The sequence below is a fragment of the Streptomyces paradoxus genome, assembly GCF_014202475.1.
GTDB lineage: Bacteria > Actinomycetota > Actinomycetes > Streptomycetales > Streptomycetaceae > Streptomyces > Streptomyces paradoxus.
The window spans coordinates 538,193-559,393 of sequence record NZ_JACHGV010000003.1 but is presented as its reverse complement, the minus strand read 5'-3'; the positions used below and the strand labels follow the sequence as shown (position 1 = coordinate 559,393).

General features: G+C 71.6%; 22 protein-coding genes. 12 read left to right on the top strand and 10 right to left on the bottom strand.

The genetic code is table 11. The features are described from left to right. Positions 1-92: 92 nt before the first annotated feature. Positions 93-2,126 carry a thioredoxin domain-containing protein gene (locus HNR57_RS12295; RefSeq protein ID WP_184559716.1) on the bottom strand — a complete coding sequence of 678 codons (2,034 nt, stop codon included), beginning with the start codon at positions 2,124-2,126 and terminating at the stop codon, positions 93-95. 170 nt (positions 2,127-2,296) lie between these two features. On the opposite strand from HNR57_RS12295, the gene HNR57_RS12290 reads away from it, so the two are divergent. Beyond that, a complete protein-coding gene (locus HNR57_RS12290; RefSeq protein ID WP_184559714.1) occupies positions 2,297-5,494 on the top strand; it encodes a tetratricopeptide repeat protein in 3,198 nt (1,065 codons plus the stop codon). Positions 5,495-5,660: 166 nt separating this feature from the next. Here the strand turns inward: HNR57_RS12290 and HNR57_RS12285 are convergent, their stop codons facing one another. Together HNR57_RS12285 and mca are read right to left on the bottom strand one after the other, a co-directional pair. Next, positions 5,661-5,963, bottom strand: coding sequence for a hypothetical protein (locus HNR57_RS12285; RefSeq protein WP_184559712.1), 303 nt, complete (start codon positions 5,961-5,963; stop codon positions 5,661-5,663). Further along, positions 5,956-6,837 (bottom strand): mycothiol conjugate amidase Mca, encoded by an 882-nt coding sequence (mca, locus tag HNR57_RS12280; RefSeq protein WP_184559710.1) that lies wholly within the window; start codon positions 6,835-6,837, stop codon positions 5,956-5,958. Before mca ends, HNR57_RS12285 begins: the two co-directional genes overlap by 8 nt. Positions 6,838-6,984: 147 nt before the next feature. Between mca and HNR57_RS12275 the strand changes: the two genes are divergently transcribed. After that, on the top strand, positions 6,985-7,383 hold the full coding sequence (locus tag HNR57_RS12275) for a DUF4307 domain-containing protein (protein ID WP_184559708.1): 399 nt from the start codon (positions 6,985-6,987) through the stop codon (positions 7,381-7,383). Between the two features lie 178 nt (positions 7,384-7,561). After that, the gene (gene greA / locus HNR57_RS12270) at positions 7,562-8,059 is read left to right on the top strand and encodes a transcription elongation factor GreA (protein ID WP_184559706.1); all 498 of its coding nucleotides are present in this window, start codon (positions 7,562-7,564) and stop codon (positions 8,057-8,059) included. A gap of 58 nt (positions 8,060-8,117) precedes the next feature. On the opposite strand, the gene HNR57_RS12265 is transcribed toward greA, so the two are convergent. The 3 genes from HNR57_RS12265 to ilvA form a co-directional block, all read right to left on the bottom strand. After that, positions 8,118-8,975: an ABC transporter permease gene (locus tag HNR57_RS12265; protein WP_184559704.1), complete on the bottom strand. Its 858-nt coding sequence runs from the start codon at positions 8,973-8,975 to the stop codon at positions 8,118-8,120. Beyond that, on the bottom strand, positions 8,972-9,949 hold the full coding sequence (locus HNR57_RS12260) for an efflux ABC transporter ATPase subunit, DrrA-related (RefSeq protein WP_184559702.1): 978 nt from the start codon (positions 9,947-9,949) through the stop codon (positions 8,972-8,974). The genes HNR57_RS12265 and HNR57_RS12260 overlap by 4 nt, the downstream gene beginning before the upstream one ends. 151 nt (positions 9,950-10,100) lie before the next feature. Beyond that, the gene (gene ilvA / locus HNR57_RS12255) at positions 10,101-11,330 is read right to left on the bottom strand and encodes a threonine ammonia-lyase (RefSeq protein ID WP_184559700.1); all 1,230 of its coding nucleotides are present in this window, start codon (positions 11,328-11,330) and stop codon (positions 10,101-10,103) included. A 163-nt stretch (positions 11,331-11,493) separates the two neighbouring features. Between ilvA and HNR57_RS12250 the strand changes: the two genes are divergently transcribed. The 3 genes from HNR57_RS12250 to HNR57_RS12240 all read left to right on the top strand — a co-directional run bounded on the left by HNR57_RS12250 (position 11,494) and on the right by HNR57_RS12240 (position 12,952). Then, positions 11,494-12,000: a MarR family winged helix-turn-helix transcriptional regulator gene (locus tag HNR57_RS12250; protein ID WP_184560391.1), complete on the top strand. Its 507-nt coding sequence runs from the start codon at positions 11,494-11,496 to the stop codon at positions 11,998-12,000. Between the two features lie 177 nt (positions 12,001-12,177). After that, positions 12,178-12,678 carry a sigma factor-like helix-turn-helix DNA-binding protein gene (locus HNR57_RS12245; RefSeq protein WP_184559698.1) on the top strand — a complete coding sequence of 167 codons (501 nt, stop codon included), beginning with the start codon at positions 12,178-12,180 and terminating at the stop codon, positions 12,676-12,678. A 25-nt stretch (positions 12,679-12,703) separates the two neighbouring features. Next, on the top strand, positions 12,704-12,952 hold the full coding sequence (locus HNR57_RS12240) for a hypothetical protein (RefSeq protein ID WP_184559696.1): 249 nt from the start codon (positions 12,704-12,706) through the stop codon (positions 12,950-12,952). Between the two features lie 18 nt (positions 12,953-12,970). Here HNR57_RS12240 and HNR57_RS12235 read toward each other — a convergent pair whose 3' ends face one another. After that, a complete protein-coding gene (locus HNR57_RS12235; RefSeq protein ID WP_184559693.1) occupies positions 12,971-14,125 on the bottom strand; it encodes a cystathionine gamma-synthase in 1,155 nt (384 codons plus the stop codon). A gap of 119 nt (positions 14,126-14,244) precedes the next feature. Here HNR57_RS12235 and HNR57_RS12230 point away from each other — a divergent pair, with 119 nt between their 5' ends. From HNR57_RS12230 to HNR57_RS12205, 6 genes are all read left to right on the top strand, one after another. After that, positions 14,245-15,366, top strand: coding sequence for a hypothetical protein (locus HNR57_RS12230; RefSeq protein ID WP_184559691.1), 1,122 nt, complete (start codon positions 14,245-14,247; stop codon positions 15,364-15,366). Between the two features lie 81 nt (positions 15,367-15,447). Continuing rightward, the gene (msrA, locus tag HNR57_RS12225; RefSeq protein WP_184559689.1) at positions 15,448-16,116 is read left to right on the top strand and encodes a peptide-methionine (S)-S-oxide reductase MsrA; all 669 of its coding nucleotides are present in this window, start codon (positions 15,448-15,450) and stop codon (positions 16,114-16,116) included. Further along, positions 16,109-16,447: a hypothetical protein gene (locus HNR57_RS12220; RefSeq protein WP_184559687.1), complete on the top strand. Its 339-nt coding sequence runs from the start codon at positions 16,109-16,111 to the stop codon at positions 16,445-16,447. Before msrA ends, HNR57_RS12220 begins: the two co-directional genes overlap by 8 nt. 61 nt (positions 16,448-16,508) lie before the next feature. Beyond that, positions 16,509-17,624 (top strand): AI-2E family transporter, encoded by a 1,116-nt coding sequence (locus tag HNR57_RS12215; protein WP_184559684.1) that lies wholly within the window; start codon positions 16,509-16,511, stop codon positions 17,622-17,624. Between the two features lie 135 nt (positions 17,625-17,759). Next, a complete protein-coding gene (locus tag HNR57_RS12210; RefSeq protein ID WP_184559682.1) occupies positions 17,760-18,461 on the top strand; it encodes a DUF4389 domain-containing protein in 702 nt (233 codons plus the stop codon). Between the two features lie 58 nt (positions 18,462-18,519). After that, positions 18,520-18,663 (top strand): hypothetical protein, encoded by a 144-nt coding sequence (locus HNR57_RS12205; protein WP_184559680.1) that lies wholly within the window; start codon positions 18,520-18,522, stop codon positions 18,661-18,663. Here HNR57_RS12205 and HNR57_RS12200 read toward each other — a convergent pair. From HNR57_RS12200 to HNR57_RS12190, 3 genes are all read right to left on the bottom strand, one after another. Next, complete coding sequence (locus HNR57_RS12200; RefSeq protein WP_184559678.1) at positions 18,660-19,421, bottom strand: SDR family oxidoreductase; 762 nt, start codon at positions 19,419-19,421, stop codon at positions 18,660-18,662. The two genes, HNR57_RS12205 and HNR57_RS12200, sit on opposite strands and share 4 nt — an antisense overlap. A gap of 92 nt (positions 19,422-19,513) precedes the next feature. Next, complete coding sequence (locus HNR57_RS12195; protein WP_184559676.1) at positions 19,514-19,897, bottom strand: VOC family protein; 384 nt, start codon at positions 19,895-19,897, stop codon at positions 19,514-19,516. Positions 19,898-20,069: 172 nt separating this feature from the next. Then, positions 20,070-21,110, bottom strand: a complete 1,041-nt coding sequence (locus HNR57_RS12190) for an NAD(P)-dependent alcohol dehydrogenase (RefSeq protein WP_184559674.1) — start codon at positions 21,108-21,110, stop codon at positions 20,070-20,072. Positions 21,111-21,201 lie beyond the last annotated feature (91 nt).

Below are 21,201 nucleotides of genomic sequence, written 5' to 3'. Positions count from 1 at the left end.
CCTCCCGTCACGTCACTGTGCAGAGATTAGGGGGGAACTGTGAAGCCTGGGGGCTGTTCAGATAAAGAGCGTGTTTCCGTTGATTCCCGACTTCAGTCGCTCAGCACCGCACGCAGCCGTTCAACTTCCGTTGTCGGCGCGTCACATGTGAAGTTACGGCAGACATAGGCCGCCGGTTCACCGCCGACCAGCGGACGGTCGCTGAGCAGCGGGAACTCCTCGCTCTCCGGGACGCCGACGGCGACGACGGCACCCGGCGCGGTCCCCAGAAGTGCCGTGCGGTGCAAGACCCTCGTGCCCTCGTCGCCGAGCGACGGCCCCACGACCGCGACTTCCCGCGGACCGTCCAGCACGGCCTCCGCGACGGCGAGCCCCCAGCCGATGAAGCGCGGCACCCGCGGCCCGAGTGCCTTGACGACACCGAGCGCCCGCTCCGCGGCCGTGCGGTGCGGCTCGGAGCCGGTGTGCGCGGCATAGCTCAGCAGGGCACCGGCCGCGGCGGTCCAGCCGGAGGGGGCGGCGTTGTCGGTCGGGTCCTGCGGACGGCGGATCAGCCGCTCGGCATCGGCCGCGGTGTCGAACATCGCGCCCGACTCGGGGTCGGTGAAACGGGCCAGGACGTGGTCCAGCAGGAACCCGGCGAACTCCAGCCACACCCCCTCCCCGGTGACGGACGCGAGCGCGAGGAAGCCCTCCGCCACATCCGCGTAGTCCTCCAGGACACCGGCGTTGGCGCCGGCGTGGCCGTCCTTGCTGGTGCGGGTGAGCCGGGCCTGCTCGTCCAGGTGCAGCCGGACGAGGAGGTCGGCCGCGGCGACGGCGGCCTCGACCAGATCGGGCCGGTCGAAGTAGGCGCCCGTCTCGGCCAGCGCGGCGATCGCGAGACCGTTCCAGGCGGCGACGACCTTGTCGTCCCGGCCGGGCGCGGGCCGCTCCGACCGCGCCGCCAGCAGCCGCTCCCGGATGGAGGCGACCTTCCCCGCGTCGACGAAGCCGTCCCGCACGGGCAGTTGGAGGACGGACGCGCCCTCCTCGAAGGTCCCCTCCTCGGTCACCCCGAAGTGCTGGGCCGCCGACTCGGCGTCCTGCTCGCCGAGAACATCCCGCAACTGCTCCGGCGTCCACACGTAGTACGCGCCCTCGACGTGCTTCCCGGTGCCGTCGTCACTGTCGGCGTCCAGCGCGGAGGCGAACCCGCCCTCGTTCGTGCGCAGTTCGCGCACCATGAAGTCGGCGGTCTCCAGGGCGACGCGCCGCGCGAGCTCCGAGCCGGTGGCGCGCCAGAGATGGGCGTACACCCGGCACAGCAGGGCGTTGTCGTACAGCATCTTCTCGAAGTGCGGCACGACCCAGTCGCGGTCGACGGAGTAGCGGGCGAAGCCGCCCCCGAGCTGGTCGTAGATCCCGCCCCGGGCCATCCGCTCGCAGGTGTCGCTCGCCATCTGGAGCGCGCCCTCGGCGCCGGTTCGCGCATGGTGCCTCAGCAGGAACTCCAGCACCATGGACGGCGGGAACTTCGGCGCCCCGCCGAATCCGCCGCGCTGCGGGTCGTACTCCCGGGTCAGCCCGAGCAGCGCCTGCGCGAGCTCCTCCTCACCGGGGGTCTGCGCGTCGCCGTAGGAGATCTCCCGCCCGGCCAGATCCCGGACGATCTTCCCGGCGACCTCGGTCACCTCGTCCCGCCGCTCGTCCCACGCCTGGTGCACACCCTGGAGCACCTGCCGGAAGGACGGCATGCCCTGCCGGGGAGCGGGCGGGAAGTACGTACCGAAGTAGAACGGCTCGGCGTCCGGAGTGAGGAAGACGGTCATGGGCCAGCCGCCCTGCCCGGTGGCCGCCTGCACGGCCTCCATGTAGACGGCGTCCACGTCGGGGCGTTCTTCCCGGTCGACCTTGACGCTCACGTAGTGTGCGTTGAGGTACTCGGCGGTCTCCTGGTCCTCGAAGGACTCGTGAGCCATGACGTGACACCAGTGACAGCTGCTGTATCCGATGCTGAGCAGGACGGGCACGTTCCGTTTCCGGGCCTCGTCGAAAGCCTCTCCCGACCAGGGCCGCCAGTCGACGGGGTTGTCGGCGTGCTGGAGCAGGTAAGGGGACGTCTCATGAGCCAGTCGGTTCGGCATGCTTCCATCCTGCCTCAGGACGGCGGCCCGGCCGTGGAACGCAGCCCCTCGCGCGAGCGAGCGGCCCCTAGGTCACCGGACCGCATCCGTTGATCGTCGCCCCCTCGCGCTCACGCCTCCCACCAAGGACACTCGTACACACAGGAGTTGCCGCCGGAGGGGGACGTGACATGCGGGACGCTCATCGGGCGGAGGCCGAGCGGCTGCTGGTGCGGGCCGTGGAGGAGGAGGTGCGCCGCTCGGGCGGGCGCAGCGACGGGAAGGTGCTGCTCGCGCGGGCGCGCGGGGCGCTCGACACCATGGCGCGGAGCGCGGGCGAGGAGTACGAGGCCTACACGCGCGCCCTCGACGAGGCGGCGGTCGGTCAGCTGACCTTCGGGCAGCGGTACGCCCGGGAGGGCGCCGGGACGCCGCTGCTGGTGGCCGCGGTCGCCGCGGTCGCGGCCGTCGTCGCCGACATGGCGCTGGGCACGGGGACCGGGACGGCTCTCGGGGCGGGTGTGACGGTGGGTGTCGTGGGGGCCGCGGCGACGGTGGTGAAGGTGGTCGGGTCGCATCTGCCGGCCGCGAGTCGTCGCGCAGGGGCCGTGAGCCAGCCCGGCGGGCCCGAACAGTTGCGGCTCCAGTGGCTGACGGCGCTGGAGGTGCGGGGCATCCGGCCGTTCCTGGACCAGCAGCGGGTGCTCGCGGCCTCGACGGGGCCGAAGAAGCCGGGGCCGCGGCTGCGGGGTGCGGACAAGAGCGCGGCGGCGCGCGGGCGCAACGTGCTGGAGCAGTCCTTCGGGCAGCTCCCCGAACCGTCGGAGCCCTTCGCGGGGCGGCGGCACGAGCTGGCGCAGATCCGGCAGTGGGTGCAGTCGGCCCGGGCGAGCACTCAGACGCAGCCGACGGTGGTGGTGCTGCACGGCACGCCCGGCAGCGGCCGTACGACGCTCGCGGTGCACGCGACGCACGATCTGAGGGACTACTTCCGCGGTGCCTGTGTCGTCGACCTGCGCGGGGACGGGCCGGGTGAGTCCCCGCTGTCCACCCGTGACGCGCTGCTGCATCTGCTGAACCGGCTCGGCGCGCCCCGCGAGCAGCTGCTGTTCCGTGAGCGTTCCTCGCCCGACCAGCAGGTCAAGCGGCTGGGCGAGCTGTATCACCAGCATCTGACGGGCCTGCCGGTCACGGTCGTCCTCGACGACGCCGCGGACGTGCAGCAGGTCCGCGCCCTGGTCCCGGAGCGGTCCGACAGCCTGGTGCTGGTGACCGCGCGGGGCCCGCTGGAGCTCGGGGATCTGCCCGCGCGGGTGCACCAGCTGGCGGTGACGCCGCTGGACGCGGCGGGTGCGGAGGAGCTGCTGGGCGCGGCGGCGCAGGACCGTTCCGGTCCGTACGACGCGGAGTCCGCGGACCGGGTCCGGGAGCTGTGCGGCGGGCTGCCGCTGGCGCTGCGCATCGCGGGGTCGTGCCTCGGCCCGCGCTCGCCGCGCGCGCTGGCCACGGACCTCGACGCGTACGGGCCGGTCGAGCCGGTCGAACGCGCCCTGTGGCTGCGTTACACCGACCAGTCGGAGACCGTGCGGCGGTTGCTGCGCCGGCTGGCCCTGGCCGGGCGGGCCTCGCTGGGTGCCGCCGCGGCCGCCGCGCTGCTGGCGACGGACGAGGCGGAGGCCAAGCGCCATCTGCAGGTCCTGACCCGGGCCGGTCTGATCGACCACGTCCGGGGCGACCGCTACCGGCTGCACGACCTGGTGCGTTCCTTCGCGCAGGCCCGCCTGCTCGACGAGGAGGAGCCGGCGGAGCGCACGGCGGCGCAGGAGCGGCTGATCGTGAACTACGCCGAGCTGGCCGACTCGGTGCTGCGGATGGTCGACGGCAACATGTCGACCCGGACGAACCGCTTCAGCCCCTACGGCTTCACCTCCCTCGACGAGGCGCTGCGCTGGCTGGACGACGAGTCGAGCTTCATCACGGCGGCGCTGCGGCATGCCGAGGGGGTGGACCAGGCGGCGGTGCTGAACCTGCTGGGCGCGCTGTGCGACTACTGCCTGCTGCGGGGCGACCTGTACCGCCTGGGCGAGATCAGCGAGCTGGCGCAGGCGGTGGACCAGGGCCTGCTGGTCCGCTCGGTGCAGTGGCGTACGGGTATCGCGGCCCGGCAGCTCGGCGAGCTCGACAAGGCCCGCACCACCCTCGCCTCGGTCGTGGACCTCTACCGGGAGGCCCACCACGACGCGGGTGCCGCCCGCGCGCTGTGCTCCCTCGGCATCACGCTGCACCACCAGGGCAATCTGACGGAGGCGTCGGAGAAGCTCCGTGAGGCCCTCGCCCTGCAGTCCTCCCCTGAGCTGGCCACGGACCGGGCGTGGACGATGCACGCCTTGGCGGCGGTCGAGCGGGACCGGGCCCGGGTGGCGGAGGCGCTGGCTCTGCTGACCGAGTCCCTGGTGCTGCACCGGGCGGGCGAGTCCGTGCACGGCCAGGCGTGGGCGCACTTCCAGCTCGGTCAGCTGGGGCTGCGCATGGGCGACGTCCCGCGCGCCGAGTCCGAGCTGCGCGCGGCCCTCGACCTGTACGGCCGTACCCGGGACGCCCGCGGCGAGGCCTGGGCCCTGACGCAGCTGGCCCGTGCGCTGCTGGTCGCCGGGGACGCGTCCCCGGCGGTGGAGGAACTGCGCGGGGCTGCCGCCCGGCACCGCGACAACGAGGACGCGCGCGGTGAGGCATGGACCCTGTACTACCTGGGCCAGGCACTGGAGGAGACGGGCGATCTCGACCAGGCGGTCCGCGAACTGGAGCGCGCCCGCACGATGTTCTCCCGCATGCGTGACGTCTACGGTCTGGCCTGCGCCCGCCACCACTCGGCCCGCGTCACCCGCAACCAGCGGGCGGCCCAGACGGGCTCGCTGCGCAACTCGGGCTTCGCCCGCCAGCTCCTGGTCGACGCCCGGGCCGACTTCCAGCGCATCGGCGTCGCCCACGGCGAGGCCTGGACGTGCCTGGAACTGGCGGTCGTGGACGCGGGCAACGCCCGCACCCAGCAGGCTCTGGCCCTGTGCGACGAGGCGGTGGACCTCTTCACGTCCTACGGCGACCGCCGGGGCGAGGACTGGGCCCGCTTCCTGCGCTGCACCCTCCTGCCGTACGCCGCACCGGGCGGCATGGAGGTGGGTACGGCGGTGGCCCAGGAGGAGCTGGCGCAACTGTCCCGCGCGAGCCACGGGCTGCGCGACCGCAAGCTGGACGACAACCTCGACGCGTTCCAGCTGCTGCTGGAGCGGGGCGTGACCCTGGAGGCGGGCTGGCAGGCCTGGCGCCTGGGCATGGTCCCGGACCGGCATGCGCGTGAGGTGATGGGGGTGGCGGTGGAGACGGGGGCCTAGGCCAGACTCCTTGGGGGGACGCCGGGTGCGCGTCGGGGTTCTCCTGGCTCCAGGCGCCGCCCTCCCACGGGCGTGGTGCCTGACGGTGGCACTCCCGACGCGCGCGGCGCACCCGTCGGCGGCGCTTGTCGCCGGCCACCGACGGGTGGCGCCCCCTCGGGGGGCGTCAGCCTTGCTTCTTGCCGCCCTGGCCGGAGGGCTCCGCTTCCGCGGATTCCGTCCGGGCCGGCTCCGCCGCCGGCTGCTCCGCCTGCTCCGCCTGCTCCGCCTTCGGGTCCGGCACCTGCGTGAAGTCGACCCGGTTCATGTGCCGGCTCATCGACTTCATCAGGGCCCACACCGCCAGGGCCATCGCCGCGAAGACGATGAAGCCGAGGACGCCGGGGGTGACCTTGTCCTCGTCGACCTCCTTGGCGAAGGAGACGAGGTGCGTCATTGCCAGGCTTGCGCTTGCGCTCATGTCAGGCATTGTCGCGGATGCCCGCGAAGAGGTCGTCCTCGGGGAGGGAGGTATCGACGAGGGCCTTCGCCAGCTCGTACTCCTCCGTCGGCCAGACCTCCTTCTGGATCTCCATCGGCACCTTGAACCAGCCGCCGTCCGGGTCGATCTGCGTGGCATGGGCGATCAGCGCCTTGTCGCGGATCTCGTAGAAGTCGGCGCACGGGATGTGCGTGGTGAGCGTGCGCTGCTTCATGCCGAACTCCTCCCAGCGCTTGAGCCAGTCCCCGTAGGGGGACTCCAGGCCGCGGTCGAGCATCGCCTGGTGCAGGGCCTCGGTGCGCGGGCGGTTGAAGCCCTGGTTGTAGTAGAGCTTCTGCGGCTGGTAGGCGGGGCCGTACTCCGCCTCCGGGTACTTCTCGGTGTCCGCGGCCGACTCGAACGCCACCATGGAGATCTTGTGGGTCATGATGTGGTCGGGGTGCGGGTAGCCGCCGTTCTCGTCGTACGTGGTGATCACCTGGGGGCGGAAGGCGCGGATCTTGCGCACCAGCTCCCCGGCCGCGTGGTCCACGTCCTCCAGGGCGAAGCAGCCCTCCGGCAGCGGCGGCAGCGGGTCGCCCTCGGGCAGGCCCGAGTCGACGAAGCCGAGCCATTCCTGCTTGACGCCCAGGATCTCCCGGGCCTCGTCCATCTCCTTCTTGCGTACCTCGTGGATGTGCTCCTCGATGTACGCGTCGCCCTGGAGCTTGGGATTGAGGATGGAGCCGCGTTCCCCGCCCGTGCAGGTCACGACCAGCACGTCCACCCCCTCGGACACGTACTTCGCCATGGTCGCAGCGCCCTTGCTCGACTCGTCGTCGGGGTGGGCGTGAACGGCCATCAGTCGCAACTGGTCAGTCAAGACTCAATCCTCAGTAAGTCGGCGCCCTGTGTGCGTCGGCGCAATCAGCGGCTTCTATAGTGACCGAATCGGGGGGCGAATAATTCCGGGACCCGGTCCTGGAGCCCCTTCCGGGACCTTCGTCCCGGCCCTGCCAGGAGGACGATCATGAGTACGGCGAGCACGCGGCTGCCCGAGGGCCGATACGGCCGTTCCTCGGACGAGCGCGCCGACCGTACGCTCAAGGTCGTGGGCACCGTCCTCGCGGTGGCGCTGCTGGGGCTCCTCGGCTGGTTCGGCTACCACTACGTCGCCAAGAGCGAGATCAGCGCCGAGGTGATCAGCTTCGAGCCGGGCCAGAAGTCCGTGCAGGTGCATCTGGAGGTCCGCAAGGACGCCGGCGCCAAGGGCTACTGCACGGTGCGCTCGCAGGCCGAGGACGGGGCCGAGGTGGGCCGGGCCGACTTCCGCTTCGACGGGGACGGGACCCGCATCGACAAGGTCGTCACGCTCCGTACGACCTCCCCGGGGACCACGGCCGAGCTGCTGGGCTGCCACACCGGCTGACGCCGACCGGCATCACCTGGAATACGTAGTGCCTGACCTGCATTGACGTGAATCTGGTGGCTTATGTCCTCCCCCTCGGGCCCCTGAATTGTTAGGCTCGTGGTTTCGCCCTTCCGTGAAGGAACATTCTTCTGGGTAGGGCGATGCTTTGTATTCCCAGTACCTACGAGGAGCACCTGTGACCCAGACCAGCGAGAACGTCACCTGGCTGACCCAGGAGGCGTACAACAAGCTCAAGGCTGAGCTTGAGCACCTTACTGGTCCCGCGCGGGCGGAGATCTCCGCGAAGATCGCCGCCGCGCGCGAGGAGGGCGACCTGCGTGAGAACGGCGGGTACCACGCGGCCAAGGAGGAACAGGGCAAGCAGGAGCTCCGTGTGCGCCAGCTCACCCAGCTCCTGGAGAGCGCCAAGGTCGGTGAGGCGCCCGCGGCGGACGGCGCGGTGGCGCCCGGCATGGTCGTCACGATCGCGTTCGACGGTGACGAGGACGACACGCTGACGTTCCTGCTCGCCTCCCGCGAGTACGCGAGCTCCGACATCGAGACCTACTCGCCGCAGTCCCCGCTGGGCACCGGCGTGATCGGCCACAAGGTCGGCGAGGACGCGGAGTACGAGCTGCCGAACGGCAAGAAGGCCCTGGTGAAGATCCTCAAGGCCGAGCCGTACGAGGGCTGACCCGCCGCCGTCCGAGCCCTGATCTGCCCCCGGCGCCCACAGGCCCCGGGGGCGTTTGTCATGCCGTCGCCGAGCGGTACTTGCGCACCGCCAGGGTCCGGAAGACCACCAGGATGAGGACCGAGTAGATCAGTGAGGCCCACACCGGGTGCTGCATGGGCCAGGCGTCCGACGTCGACTGGCCCGGGTTGGCGAAGAGGACCCGGCAGGCCTGGACCGTGGCACTGAACGGGTTCCACTCGGCGATGTGGCGCAGCCACGGGGTCATGTGACTGGTGTCCACGAACGCGTTCGAGATGAACGTGACCGGAAAGAGCCAGATCAGGCCGCTGGACGTGGCCGCCTCGGGGGTCCGCACGGACATGCCGATCAGGGCGCCGATCCAGGTGAACGCGTAGCCGAGCAGGAGCAGCAGGCCGAAGGCCGCGAGGACCTTGGCGGCGTTGGTGCTGCCGTCCGAGCCGACGCGCCAGCCGACCAGGAGGGCGACCACGGCGAGGACCACCAGGGTCAGGGCCGTCTGCACGGAGTCGGCGAGGGTGCGCCCGGTGAGCACCGCGCCGCGTGCCATGGGCAGGGAGCGGAAGCGGTCGATGAGGCCCTTGTGCATGTCGTCGGCGATGCCGGCGCCGGAGCTGGCGGTGGCGAACGTGACGGTCTGCGCGAAGATGCCCGCCATCAGGAAGTTCTTGTAGTCGGCGGCACTGGTGCTGTTGCCGATCTGCATGGAGCCGCCGAAGACGTAGGTGAACAGCACCACGAACATGATCGGCTGGATCAGCCCGTAGATGATCATCTCGGGGATCCGGGACATGCGGATCAGGTTCCGCTTGGCGACGACCAGGGAGTCCCGGATCGACTGGCTGACCGGGTTCGCGGCCGGCGCGACGCGCACGGTGTCGGTTGCGGCGCTCACTGGACGGCCTCCTTGTCGTTCTCCTGGTCCTTGGCCTCGGCCACGTGTCCCGTGAGGGACAGGAAGACGTCGTCGAGGGTCGGCCGGCGCAGGCCGATGTCGTCGATCTCGATGCCGCGGGTGTCCAGCTCGCGGATGACCTCGGCGAGGAGCTTGGCGCCGCCGGTCACGGGGGCGGTGAGCTTGCGCATGTGCTCCTCGACGGTGGTCTCGCCCTTGCCGAAGCCGGCGAGGACCTCGGCGGCGCCCTGGATGTGCTCGCGTTCGTGCACCACGACCTCGACGCGCTCGCCGCCGGTGCGGGCCTTGAGCTGGTCGGAGGTGCCCTGGGCGATGACCTTGCCGTGGTCGACCACCGCGATGTCGTGCGCCAGGTGGTCGGCCTCCTCCAGGTACTGCGTGGTGAGCAGCAGCGTCGTGCCTCCGGAGACCAGTTGCTTGATGACCTCCCACAGCTGCTGGCGGTTGCGGGGGTCGAGGCCCGTCGTCGGCTCGTCCATGAACATCACGGGCGGCGAGACGACCAGGGCGGCCGCGAGGTCGAGGCGGCGGCGCATGCCTCCCGAGTAGGTCTTGGCGGGGCGGTCGGCGGCGTCCGCGAGATGGAACTGCTCCAGCAGTTCGGCCGCGCGCTCCTTCGCCGCCTTGGCCCGCATCTGGTAGAGCTGGCCGACCATCTGGAGGTTCTCCCGGCCGGTGAGGTATTCGTCGACGGCCGCGAACTGGCCGGACAGGCCGATGGAGCGGCGGACCGCGTCAGGCTGTTTGAGCACGTCGATTCCCGCGACGACCGCCCGGCCGCTGTCGGGGCGCAGCAGGGTGGTCAGGCAGCGGACGGTCGTGGTCTTGCCCGCGCCGTTCGGCCCGAGCAGGCCGAGGACCGTGCCCTCGGGCACGTCGAGGTCGACGCCGTCCAAGGCCTTTACGTCACCGAAGGTCTTGACCAGACCTTCGGCGTAGATGGCGCCTGGCATATGAGTCTCCACGTCTTCGGGGATGGCCGGACAGACGTCCGGCAAAGCTTGGCACCAACACACCATAACGCGATGTATCGCGTCTCACAATGCGCTTTTCCTGGTTACTCTTCGTGTGACGAAAGGATCTTGGGCCGGCCCGGGAGCCGGGTCAGCCGATGACCGTGTAGCCCGCCTCGCGCAGCGCCTGACCCACCTCGGCGCAGTGCGCCGGGCCCTTCGTCTCCAGGTGCAGCTCGACCTCCGCCTCCGTGAGCCCGAGCCGCGGGTCGGTCCGGACATGGCTCACATCGAGGACGTTAGCGTCGACCACTGACAACGCGCCCAGAAGAGTGGCGAGAGCTCCGGGCCGGTCCGTCAGCCGCAGCCGCACCGCGAGGTAGCGGCCCTGCGCGGCCATGCCGTGCCGCAGCACCCGCTCCATCAGCACCGGGTCGACGTTGCCGCCGGACAGCACCGCGACGACCGGGCCCTCGAAGGCGCCGGGCTCGCTCAGCAGCGCCGCGACCGGGCTCGCCCCGGCCGGCTCCACGACCAGCTTGGCCCGCTCCAGGCACAGCAGCAGCGCGGCGGACAGCTCGTCCTCGCTGACCGTGCGCACCTCGTCGACCAGCTCGCCGACGATCCCGAACGGCACGTCGCCGGGCCGCCCGACCTTGATGCCGTCGGCCATCGTCGCCGGGTTCTCGACCGACACCGGCCGGCCCGCCGCCAGCGAGGGCGGGTAGGCCGCCGCGCCCGCCGCCTGCACACCCACGACCCGCACGTCCGGCCGCAGGGACTTCACCGCCACCGCGATCCCGGCGGCCAGCCCGCCCCCGCCGATGCCGACCAGGATCGTGCGCGCCTCCGGGCACTGCTCCAGGATCTCCAGGCCCACCGTGCCCTGGCCCGCGATGATGTCGGGGTGGTCGAAGGGGTGGATGAACACCGCGCCCGTCTCGGCCGCGTACTCCTGCGCCGCGGCCAGCGTCTCGTCGACGACCTGGCCGTGCAGACGTACCTCGGCCCCGTAGTCACGGGTGGCACTGACCTTGGGCAGCGGGGCGCCCTTCGGCATGAACACCGTGGAGCGCACGCCGAGCAGGGCGGAGGCGAGGGCGACGCCCTGCGCGTGGTTGCCGGCGCTCGCGGCGACGACACCGGCGGCGCGCTCCTCCGGCAGCAGACCGGCGATCCGCACGTACGCGCCGCGCAGCTTGAACGAGCCCGTCCGCTGCAGGTTCTCGCACTTGAGGTGGACCGGCGCACCGACCATCTGGGACAGGTGCCTGCTGCCCTCCATCGCGGTCACCCGCGCCACACCCGACAGCATCTTCTGCGCACCGCGCACGTCGTCGAGGGTGACGGGCCGAAAGGAGTCAGCCGTGCTGTAGCTCATGACTCCAGCATCGCAGTTCACAGGCGGGAACGACCGTTGTGACCAACCTCCGAGACCCGCTTTGCGCAGCGCCGGTACGGCCCGCCTTCCGGCCGCGTACCCTGTCCCCCAATCTGCCAGCCCTCCACGAAGTGAGCCCCCGGCCATGCCCACAACACCTGAAATGTCGATGGACATGACGACCGTCGGTGACACCGGTCTTCTCGACACGCTGCAGCACGAGGTGGCGCTGTTCGCCCGCCGTGCCGAACAGACCCGGCTCGGCGGGGTCGGTCAGGTGCGCAACTCCATGGACCGCGCCGCGTACCTGCTGCTCAACCGCCTCGACAAGGAAGGCCCGATGGGCGTCAAGGCGCTCGCCGCGAGCATGGGGATCGACTCGTCGACGGTCACCCGGCAGGTGGCACCGCTCGTCGACACCGGCCTGGTCAAGCGCACCTCGCACCCCGAGGACGGGCGCGCGGTGGTGCTGCAGCTGTCCCCGCGCGGCCAGGCCCGCCTGGAGGAAGTGCGCTCCTCCCGACGGCAGTTGATGGCCGAGCTAACCCACGACTGGGAGCCCGGCGAGCGCGAGGCGTTCTGCGACCTCCTCACGCGCTTCAACAGCGCCCTGTCCTCCCGGATGGCGGCGCAGGGGGTGCCGGGGCCGGAGGCGGAACCGGCGTCCTGAACGCCCCGCCGCGCGGGGGCAGCGCGTACGACGGCGAAGACCCACGCGTGCACGGCACCGTCCGAGCCGTGCGCGGCTCTTGACCTCGGGGCCCTCCCTGGCCTGATATGAGACCGGGCCCCGCCGCGCGCGGCCGGGTGCCCGCATCCTCAGGGTCGCCGTCAGGCGGGAGGCGCGGTGCTGGAGCGGCATGCGTCCCGGGCAACCCGACGCGCCCGGGAGTTCGAGGCGTTCGTCGCGGGCGCCGCCGGGCGGCTGCTGCACGCCGCCACGCTGCTCACCGCGGAGGCCCCGGACGACAACCCCCGCGCGCGGCGCCTGCTGACGCGGTCACTGGCCCACACCTACGCGAGCTGGGACCGGCTGCGCGGCGAGGACCCCTACGACCGCACCCGCTCGCACCTCGCCGTCCGCTTCGCTCGCGGGGCGTGGCACCACGGCGGGCTCGGCCGCTCCCGCCCGGATCCCGCGAGCCCCCTGGCCCCGCTGACCCCGCAGGAACGGCTGGTCCTGGTCCTCCGGCTCTACGAGGGCGTCGCCGAGGAGCAGACGGCCGCCCTGCTCGGGCTGTCCCCGGAGCGCGTACGGGCGATCTGCCACCGGGCCACGTCGGCCCTGCTGCACCGGCCACGGGGCCCGGCGCCCGCGGTGACGGCCACGAAGGCGGTGCCGTCATGAGCCCGGCCCGCGAACGGAGGGCGGCATGAGCGGGAACAACCGCGAGGCGGCCGTACGACGGCTCCTGGAGCAGGCGCCGCGCCCCGTGCCGCCCGAGATCCACACGGAGGCGGTGCGCCGCGGCGGCCGCATGCTGCGGCGCCGGACGCTCGCCCGCCGCGTCCTGTGGCTGCTGCTGCTCGCGGCGAGCCTGGCGTTCACCGTGTGGGCGCTGACGGCCCGCCCGTGGGTGGAGCCGCCGTCCGAGACGACTCCACCCCTCAGCGGCTGGTGACCCCGTGAGGGGGCCCCTCTAGCCGAGCGCCTGCTGCAGGTCCTCCAGCAGGTCCTCGACGTTCTCGATGCCCACGGACAGGCGCACCAGGTCGCCGGGGACCTCCAGGGCCGAACCGGCCACGGACGCGTGCGTCATGCGGCCGGGGTGCTCGATCAGCGACTCGACGCCGCCCAGGGACTCGCCCAGCGTGAAGATCCTGGCGCGGTTGCAGACCTCGACGGCCGCCTCCTCACCGCCCTCGACCCGGAAGGAGACCATGCCGCCGAACGACTTCATCTGCTTGGCGGCAACCTCGTGACCCGGGTGCTCCGGCAGCCCCGGGTACAGCACGCTGCTCACGCGCGCGTGCCGGGTGAGCATGTCGGCGATCCTGGCCGCGTTCTCGCTGTGCCGGTCCATGCGCACGGACAGGGTCTTGGTGCCGCGCAGCACCAGCCAGGAGTCGAAGGGCCCGGCGACCGCGCCCATCGCGTTCTGGTGGAAGGCCAGTTCCTCGCCGAGGCCGGCGTCGGCGGTGATCAGGGCGCCGCCCACGACGTCGGAGTGACCGCCCATGTACTTGGTCAGCGAGTGCACGACGATGTCCGCGCCCAGCGCCAGCGGCTGTTGGAGGTAGGGCGTGGCGAAGGTGTTGTCGACGACGAGGCGGGCGCCCGCGTCCCGGGCGACCTGGGCGACGGCGGCGATGTCGGTGATGCCCAGGAGCGGGTTGGAGGGGGTCTCCACCCAGACGACCTTGGTCTTCGGGGTGACGGCGGCCCGCACGGCGGCCGGGTCGCTCGTGTCGGCGACCGACCACTCCACGCCCCAGCGGGCGACGACCTTGGCGAACAGACGGAACGTGCCGCCGTACGCGTCGTTCGGGATGACCACGTGGTCGCCCGGGCTGAGCAGCGTACGCAGCAGGCAGTCCTCGGCCGCCAGCCCGGACGCGAACGCGAGACCGCGGCGGCCGCCCTCCAGGGCGGCGAGGTTCTCCTCCAGCGCGGTCCTGGTGGGATTGGCGCTGCGGCTGTACTCGTAGCCGCCGCGCAGGCCGCCGACGCCGTCCTGCTTGTAGGTCGAGACCTGGTAGATCGGCGGGACGACCGCGCCCGTCAGGGGGTCGGCGGTGTTGCCCGCGTGGATCGCGAGCGTCTCGAAGTGCTGACTGATGTGCCTGTCGCTCATGAACACCGAGGGTAGTGCGCCGGGGCGAAGAGTGCCGGGGGTCCGCGTGACGCGGGGGTTTTCCACAGGTTCGGGGAGCAGGTTGGCCAATTGTCGGCGCGGTCTGGTTCGCTTGTTGCATGGAGATTCTCTGGGTCCTGATCGCGCTGGTCATGCTGGGCTTCGTGCTGCTCCCCTTCCTGCGGCGCAGGCGCGGCGCGGCGATAGGACTGGTCTCGCCCGACCACCCGGACGCGGCCGACCCGGCGAACTACGGCTTCGTCCTGGAGGAGGAGCTCGACATCCGCATGCCCGGCCCCGACCAGGACCTGCTGGACGTCCTGGACGTGGTGCAGCGCACGCAGGACTACCGCGCCGCGCAGCAGCTCCTGGCGGGCACGGAAACGGAGGGCGAGCGGCGCTGGCAGCGCGTGCAGGCCTTCGCGGGCGCCGCCTCGCTGGAGCTCTCGCGGCGGCCCGGCGGGGTGAGCGAGACGCCGGGCGGGCAGTGGCTGCGCGTGTGGCGGTCCGAGGCACCCAAGGACGCGGGCGGCGCGGCGGTGCACGCCGAGTTCCTGGTGCAGCAGGCCTGGCGTACGGCCACACCCGGGACGGACGAGTTCCGGATCATCATGGAGGAGGCGAGGACGGCGTGCGGCGAGGCGGCGCTGCTCGCCCCCGGCGACCCGATCCCCTACATCGTCGAGCTGTCCGTGGCCCGCGGTCTCGGCTACTCCCAGAAGGACTTCGAGCAGGTCTGGCTGAAGATCCTGGACCGCGCCCCGGCCCACATGGGAGCGCACCTGGCCGCGCTGCACTACTGGTGCGAGAAGTGGCACGGCTCCCGTGCGGAGGCCTACTCGTTCGCCGAGGCCGCGGCGGCCCGGGCGCCCCAGGGCTCCCTCCTCTCGGCGATGCCCCTCTTCGCGGTGTTCGAGCACCTCCCCGAGGTGACCCTCGTCGCGAGCTTCTGGCAGAGCGAGGTCGTCACGAAGGCGGTACACGGCGCGCTGCACGCGGTGCACTCGGCCCGCCCGGACGACCCGATGCTGGCGCACGTGCGGCACATGCTGGTGTTCTTCCTGGTCCGCAGCGAGCGCTGGTCCGAGGCCATGAACCAGCTGATCCACATCGACGGCCATGTGGGCGCCCTGCCCTGGACGCTGTCCGCCGACCCGGCGGCGGAGTTCGCGGTGTACCGGGCGCTGGCGGTGGCGGGCTACGAGGCGAACGGCGGCAGCCCGGCGAGCCTGCCGCACTGACGCCCGCCCGGGCCGGGTCCCCACCGGAATTCCGGGAGGTCCCGGCACGTTGCAGAGGGCGTCGCCCCGATTGGAGACCGCATGTTCCTGGACAACCGCACGCCCCTCCTGCCGACTCCCGAGCAGGCGCTGCCCGGCCGCCCGGAGCCGGTGTTCACGGTCCCCGACCGCCACACCGTCCTCGGCAACCCGCTGCTCGGCCCCTACCCCGAGGGCCTGGAGACCGCCGACCTCGGCCTGGGCTGCTTCTGGGGCGCGGAGCGCAAGTTCTGGCAGCTCCCGGCCGGTGTGTGGACGACGCTCGTCGGCTACCAGGGCGGTCACACCGAGCACCCCACGTACGAGGAGGTCTGCTCGGGGCTGACCGGCCACACGGAGGTCGTGCGCGTGGTCTTCGACCCGGCACTGATCTCGTACGAGCGTCTCCTCAAGACGTTCTGGGAGTCGCACGACCCCACGCAGGGCTTCCGCCAGGGCAACGACGTGGGCACGCAGTACCGCTCGGCGATCTACACCCACACCCCCGAGCAGGCGGCCACCGCCAAGTCCTCCCGCGAGGCGTACCAGAAGGTCCTCACGTCCTCCGGCTACGGCGACATCACCACGGAGATCGTCCCGACCGAAGGCCGCCCCTTCTATCCGGCGGAGGACTACCACCAGCAGTACCTGGACAAGAACCCCGCGGGCTACTGCGGCATCGGCGGCACGGGGGTGTCCTGCCCGATCGGCGTGGCCAAGGCCGGTGGGTGACCCTTCGGGCTCCGCCGCGAGCCTCGGCGGGGGCTGGATCTTCGAGGAGAGTCTGCGGCCGTTCTGCGAGTCGGTCGCGGAGTTCTGCGGCTACGACTTCGACGACTCGGACTGGCAGGCCGTCGAGAACGCCCTCCCCGGCACCGACGTGGAAGAGCCCGGCGGCTGGTACGACTACCCGCTGTCGGGCCGTACCCCCATGACCCTGCTGGTCGCGGCCGACCCGGGCTCGTCCGTCGTCTTCGTCCGGCTCACCGGGGAGCCGGACGACCGTACGCGGGCCCGGATCGAGGCGGCGGTGCACATCTTCAGCAGGTACACCATGCGCTGACGGCCCGCCTTTCGAGGGACGGGGCTGCTGCGGGCGCGCGCGCAGCCAATAAGGTGCCTGCGTGACTGCGCCTCTGAGTTCCGACAGATCCCGTGCCGCGCTGCGGATATCCGCGCGGGTGTCCGGTGAGTTCCTGCTGGTGTTGGCCGGGCTGGCCGTGACCCTGTGGCTGCTGGGCCGGATGTGGTCGGTGGTGTGGCCGCTCGTGGTCGGGCTGTTGCTGACCACGCTGACCTGGCCCGTGGCCCGGTTCCTGCGCCGTCGGGGGTGGCCGCCGGCGCTGGCCGCCTCGGTCGTGACCGTGCTGTTCCTGCTGGTCGCATCCGGTGTGGTCGCACTGATCGCCGTGCCGGTGGCGTCCCAGTCGGGAGAGCTGACCGACGGTGTCGTGGAGGGTATCCAGCGGCTGCGCGAGTGGGCCGCCGGGCCGCCGCTGAACATCGGGGACGCACAGATCAACCAGGCCTTCGACAGTGCGGTCTCGCGCGCCCAGGAGGGCGTCGGCAGCATGGTGGGCGCTGTCGTCACGGGCGTGAGCACCGTGGTCAACGGTGTCGTCACCGCCGTCCTCGCGCTGTTCCTGATGTTCTTCTTCCTCAAGGACGGCCCGCGGTTCCTGCCGTGGCTGTCCCGTCAGCTGCCCGGCCGGCTCGCCACCGACGTCCCGGCCGTGTTCACGCGCGGCTGGGCCACCCTGGGCTCCTTCGTGCGGTCCCAGGCGGCCGTAGGCCTGCTCGACGCCGTGCTGATCGGCCTGGGCCTGTGGGTCCTGGGCGTTCCGCTGGTGCTTCCGCTGGCTGTGCTGACCTTCGTCTCCGCGTTCGTGCCGATCATCGGCGCCCTGTTCGCCGGGTTCGTCGCGGTGCTCATCGCGCTGGTCTCCAACGGACTGACGGACGCGCTGATCGTGCTGGCGATCATCGTCGTGGTGCAGCAGCTGGAGGGCAACGTCTTCCAGCCCATGATCCAGAGCCGCGGCCTGGGCCTGCACGCGGCCGTCGTGCTGCTGGCGGTGACCCTGGGCGGCAGCCTGGCCGGCATCGTCGGCAGCCTGCTCGCCGTTCCGATCGCGGCGCTGATCGCGGTGGTCTGGAACTACATACGGGAGCAACTCGTCGATCCGGCGGACGACGCGAGCACCGGCGAGCCGGACGCCGGCGCGGTCGTCCCGTCCTGAGCAGCCGGCAGCCGGAGACATTGGCCGGAACCGGTAGCGGAGACGGCGGCCGGAAGCCGGGCGCGCGAACGGCCCCGCCCAGGTCGCGGGGCCGCTCCTCGCTTGCGAGTCTGCAGGCGAGAGGAGTGCCGCCTTATGGTTCCTGCCGCCGCGTCACCCGTACGTCTGGAAGCGTCCGTCGATCCCCGGTTGTCCCGATGGCTGTGGCTGGTGAAGTGGCTGCTCGCCATCCCGCACTACATCGTGCTGTTCTTCCTGTGGATCGCGTTCGCCGTCGTGACCGTGATCGCCTTCTTCGCCGTCCTGTTCACCGCGCGCTACCCCCGTGCCCTCTTCGACTTCAGCGTCGGCGTGCTGCGCTGGAACTGGCGGGTCGGCTACTACGCGCACACCGCGCTCGGCACCGACCGGTACCCGCCGTTCACCCTCGCCGACGTGCCCGACTACCCGGCGCGCTTCGACGTCGCCTACCCCGAGCGGCTGTCGCGCGGACTGGTGCTGGTGAAGTGGTGGCTGCTGGCGATCCCGCAGTACATCGCCGTCGGGATCATCGCCGGTGGCGGCTGGGGCTGGGGCGACGGGGAGGGCTGGCGGGGCGGCGGGCTGATGCCGTACCTCTCCCTGGTGGCCGTGGTCGTCCTGCTGTTCACCGCCCGCTACCCGCGGCACCTCTTCGACTTCCTGATCGGCCTGGCCCGCTGGACGGCGCGGGTGGCGGCCTACGCCGCGCTGCTGACGGACCAGTACCCGCCGTTCCGGCTCGACATGGGCGGGCAGGAGCCCCGACCGGCGTCACCACCGGCTTCGCCACCAGCCTCCCCGCTGACCAAGGCCTGACCCCGCGAAGGGCCCAATTCACAGCGGAAGCGTTTCCTCCCGCCCTACGCGCCCTCGCATGGTTATGAGACGAGCGTTACAGCTGATCATGGTCATCGCTCTGGCCCTCGCGGGGGCGGTCCAGGGCGGAGCGGGCACGGCGCGGGCCGAGGAGGACGGGACGGCGACCGGGCTGCAGCTGCTGTTCTGCAACACCCTTTAGCCCAGCCTCTCCCCGAGGAACTCCTCCCACGTCCGCTTCCCCGTCTCGGCTCCGTCCAGCGTCAGGTTCGCGCCCGCCCGGTACGCCCGCCCCGCCTTGCCGGGGATGCGCACCGGCAGCATCGGGCGGCGGCTGCCGCGCAGGCCGAGGTAGGGGCGGGCGAGGGCGGCGAGGTCGTGGACGTCCGGCCCGGTCAGATCCGGGACCAGGCCGGACGGGGCGCCGAGGGCCAGTTCCGCGAGGCGGGCGGCGACCTCGCGCGAGTCCACCGGCTGGAGCCGGAGGCCGCCGGGGACCGGGAAGACCGGCAGCTTCGCCATCTTCTCGACCATGGTGAACGCCAGGTCGTGGAACTGGGCCGCGCGCAGGGTCGTCCAGGGGATGCCCGAGCCGGCGACGGCCCGCTCCGACTCCAGCTTCGTCCGCATCCAGGCCAGTGGGACCCGGTCGGCGCCGATGACGGAGATGTAGAGCAGGTGCCGCACACCGGCCCGGGACGCGGCGCGCACCAGGGTGCGGGTCGCCTTGTCGTCGCCCTTGGGGCCGCCCGCCAGGTGCAGCACGGTCCCCACTCCGTCGACGGCGGCCTCGACGCCCTCGCCCTTCAGCAGGTCGCCGGTGACGTACGCGATGCCGTCCGTGGCGGGGCGGGCGTGCCGGGTGAGGATGCGCACGTCGTGGCCGGAGGCGCGCAGCAGCGGGACGACGTGGCCGCCCAGGGTGCCCGTGCCGCCGGTGACCAGGATCGGTGATGTCATGACTGCTCCCCAGCTCTTTCGCCGTGTGATGTCGCCTTCGCCGGTATGACGTGCGACGGCACGACGATGTGACGCGTGGGGGTGCGGGTCGCTCAGCCGCCGCTGCCGTAGGGCCTGGTGATGATCTCCAGACGGTGGCCGTCGGGGTCGTCGAAGTAGGCCCCGCGGCCGCCGTCGTTGTGGTTGATCTCGCCGGGACGGCTGTGGAACGGGTCCGCCCAGTACGTCAGGCCGGCTTCCCGGATGCGGCCGAAGATCTCGTCGAACTCGTCCTCCGAGACGAGGAAGGCGTAGTGCTGCGGCGTGATGGCGCCGGGGCTGTCCATGAAGTCGAGGGTCACGCCGTTGGAGATCTCGACCGGGAGGAACGGGCCGTAGGGCGGACTCACGTCGAGCCCCAGGAGGTCGGCGAGGAACCGGGCCGAGGCGCGCTTGTCGTGGGCGGCGACGATGGTGTGGTTCAGCTGCACGGTCATGGCTGGCCTCCCCTGACGTACCTGGCGGACCCCCTGGTGCACTCCCCCCACGTGTACCCAGCGCACTCCCTGACGTGTACCCCGCGTGCGCCCCGTCGTGCATCAGGAATGCCCTGAGGGCCCCGGCACGCGTGCGGGGGCCCTCAGGGGGTGCTTTCCAGCAGGCCGGGGGTCAGATCGTCGCCGTGTCGATCACGAACCGGTAGCGCACGTCGCTGGCCTGGACCCGCTCGTACGCCTCGTTGATCTGGTCACCGCGGATCAGCTCGATCTCGGCGCCGAGGCCGTGCTCGGCGCAGAAGTCCAGCATCTCCTGGGTCTCCGCGATGCCGCCGATCATGGAACCGGCGAGGGTCTTGCCGCCGCCGATCACCGAGAAGAGGTTGAGGGAGACGGGCTCCTCGGGGGCGCCGACGTTCGCCAGCGTGCCCTCGGTCTTCAGCAGCGACAGGTAGGCGTTGAAGTCCAGCGGGGCGGACACCGTGGACACGATCAGGTCGAACGTGCCGGCCAGCTCCTCGAAGGTCTTCGGGTCGCTGGTGGCGTAGTAGTGGGCCGCACCCAGGCGCAGGCCGTCCTCCTGCTTGCGCAGGGACTGCGACAGCACGGTCACCTCGGCACCGAGGGCGTTGGCGATCTTGACGCCCATGTGGCCGAGGCCGCCCAGGCCGACGATCGCGACCTTCTTGCCGGGGCCGGCACCGAAGCGCCTGAGCGGGGAGTACAGGGTGATGCCGGCGCACAGCAGCGGGGCCGCGACGTCGAGGGCGAGACCGTCGGGGATGCGGACGACAAAGTTCTCGTCGACGACGACGTTCTGCGAGTAGCCGCCGTAGGTGGGCTCGCCGTCCTTGCCGATGCCGTTGTACGTGGGGACGTTGCCCTTGACGCAGTACTGCTCGCGGCCGGCCTTGCAGTTCTCGCACTCGCGGCAGGAGTCGACCATGCATCCGACGCCCACGCGGTCGCCGACGGCGAACTTCGTGACGCCCGGGCCTACCTCGGTGACGACACCGGCTATCTCGTGGCCGGGGACCATCGGGAAGATCGCCTCGCCCCAGCCCTCCTGGGCCTGGTGGATGTCCGAGTGGCAGATGCCAGCGAACTTGATGTCGATCAGGACGTCGAACTCGCGGACCTCGCGGCGCTCGATGGTGGTGCGCTCCAGCGGAGCCTTGGGGGCGGGAGCGGCGTACGCAGCAACAGTGGTCATGCCGGGGGTTCTCCTAGCGGGGGTTGTGTGCCCGGCTGCCTTCTGGATCTTCTGACCGGGCACGATCACCAGCGTGCACGATCCTCGGAAG